General features: G+C 72.1%; 2 protein-coding genes and 1 tRNA gene. 1 reads left to right on the top strand and 2 read right to left on the bottom strand.

From position 1 onward, the window contains the following. Positions 1–160: 160 nt before the first annotated feature. Positions 161–254, bottom strand: a tRNA-Sec gene (locus AB0C29_RS44735). 67 nt (positions 255–321) lie between these two features. Between AB0C29_RS44735 and selD the strand changes: the two genes are divergently transcribed. Then, positions 322–1,335, top strand: coding sequence for a selenide, water dikinase SelD (gene selD, locus AB0C29_RS44730; RefSeq protein WP_360833940.1), 1,014 nt, complete (start codon positions 322–324; stop codon positions 1,333–1,335). Positions 1,336–1,475: 140 nt separating this feature from the next. Here the strand turns inward: selD and AB0C29_RS44725 are convergent. Continuing rightward, positions 1,476–2,231: SDR family NAD(P)-dependent oxidoreductase (locus AB0C29_RS44725; RefSeq protein WP_360833938.1), on the bottom strand; the 756-nt coding region annotated here is incomplete at its 5' end.

The following is a 2,231-nucleotide window of genomic DNA, read 5'->3' as shown; positions in this document are numbered from 1 at the left end:
CAGCAGAACGATGATGAGCACCGGTCCGCTGACATTGCCCGACTGATCTTCAACGGCAAGCACGCGTCGAAGCGTGTCACTGCAAGGGGATTGTCACAAGCGATCTTCTACCCGTTGCCTACCCCTGGTCCACCGTGGCCGTACGAGGGGAAAAGGGTGAGCGGAGGCGGACGGGAATCGAACCCGCCCGGCCCGGATACCGGGCCACACCGGTTTTGAAGACCGGGAGGGGCACCAGCCACCTGAACGCCTCCGTCGATCACCCTAGGCCGCCCGCCGCGGCCGCGCTCGGCGGGATGCCGGTGATCGTGCAAGAGTGCGATGGTGACGTCTACACAGAGCCGACGGCTGACCGGGTACGCGCACGGCGGTGGCTGCGCGTGCAAGATTCCTCCGGGCGAGCTGGAGACCGTCGTCTCCGGCCTGATGGGCGAGACCGCGCCGCGCGGGCCGGGTGAGCTTCTGGTCGGGCTGGACGACGGCGACGACGCCGCGGTCGTGCGGATCGCCAACGGGGTCGCCATCGTCGCCACCGCCGACTTCTTCACCCCCGTGGTCGACGACGCCTACGACTGGGGGCGGATCGCCGTCGCCAACGCGCTGTCCGACGTGTACGCCATGGGCGGCGCACCCGTCGTCGGGGTCAATCTGCTGGCCTGGCCGCGGGATCTGCTGCCGATGGAGCTGGCCGCCGAGGTGCTGCGCGGCGGCCTGGCCGTCGCCCGCGAGGCCGGTTGCCACGTCGCCGGCGGCCACAGCGTCGACGACCCCGAGCCCAAGTACGGCATGGCCGTCACGGGCATCGCCGACCCCGATCACCTGATGCGCAACGACGCCGGGGTGGCCGGGGTGCCGCTGACCCTGACCAAGCCGCTGGGCATCGGGGTGCTCAACAGCCGGCACAAGAACACCGGGGAGGTCTTCCCCCAGGCCGTCGCCGCGATGACCGGGCTCAACCGGGCCGCCTCCGAGGCCGCGCTGGCCGCCGGGGCCGTGTGCGCGACCGATGTCACCGGCTTCGGGTTGCTCGGGCACCTGCACAAGCTGGCCCGGGCCAGCAAGCTGACCGCCCGGGTGGACGCGGCGGCGGTGCCCTATCTGGAGGGTGCCCGGGACGCCCTCGCCGCCGGGTACGTCAGCGGCGGCACCCGGCGCAACCTGGACTGGGTACGCCCGCACCTGGATGCGGACGGTGTCTCCGAGGACGAGTTGCTGCTGCTGGCGGACGCGCAGACCTCCGGCGGGCTGCTGGTGGCGGGCGAGGTGCCCGGCTACCCCATTATCGGCGAGCTGCTCCCCGCCCGCGGTGACGGCACGACCCTGCTGGTCCGCTGACCGCCGCCGGACAGACCGCGCCAACCGACTTCCGTCCAGACCCCACCCAGCCGACCCCCGCGCAAAGCGCGCCCAACCGGCCAACGCGGTCAACGCGGCCGCCGCGCGAATCAAGCTCAACCGGCCGCCGCAGGGAGCGCTCAGCCGGCCACTGTCGCGGGCTGCTCCTTGGGGAAATGTGAGCGCAGGTCAGCGGCGAGAAGCCGGTCGAGCACCCGATCCGGAAGCAGCCGCGACAGCCGCGTGAGCACAGCCGCATCCCGCCCGATGGTGTAGCGGGTGCGCGGCCGCCGAACCGTCGCAGCATCCGCGATGACCCGCCCGGCCGCCTCGGCCGGACGCCCCGCCTTCGTGAACGCCGTGGCGTGGCTGACGATTGCCCGCAACAGCCCCTCGTACCGCCCCCGCTCGACCGGCGACAGCCCGGCGATGATGTCGTTGGCCCGCTCGACCGCGTGGCCGGCCATCTCGGTACGCACGCCACCGGGCTCGACGACCACCACCTGAACACCGTGCGGGGCGAGCTCCCGGCGCAACGCGTCGCTCATCGCCTCCATGGCGAACTTCGCGCCGGCGTACGCGCCGTAGGTCGGCATTGCCACCTTGCCGCCGATCGAGCTGATGTTCACCACCCGGCCGCCCGCCGCATGCAGGGCGGGCAGGACGGCCTTGGTGACCGCGACGTGCCCGAAGAAGTTGACCTCGAACTGCTCCCGCCACTGCGCCATCGACAGCAGCTCGACCGGCGCGTTGATGGCGATGCCGGCGTTGTTGATCACCGCGCGCAGCTGCCGGCGGGCCGGGTCGGCGGTGATGCGGTGGGCCACCGCTTCGACCTGGGCCGGGTCGGTGATGTCGAGCAGCACCGGTTCCAGGTTCGGGGCGCGCAGCGCGTC

It is taken from the genome of Actinoplanes sp. NPDC048791 (genome assembly GCF_040650095.1).
In the GTDB taxonomy this organism is placed as follows: domain Bacteria; phylum Actinomycetota; class Actinomycetes; order Mycobacteriales; family Micromonosporaceae; genus Actinoplanes.
The sequence above is the reverse complement of the archived record's forward strand: the minus strand, read 5'-3'. Positions and strand labels throughout refer to the sequence as shown.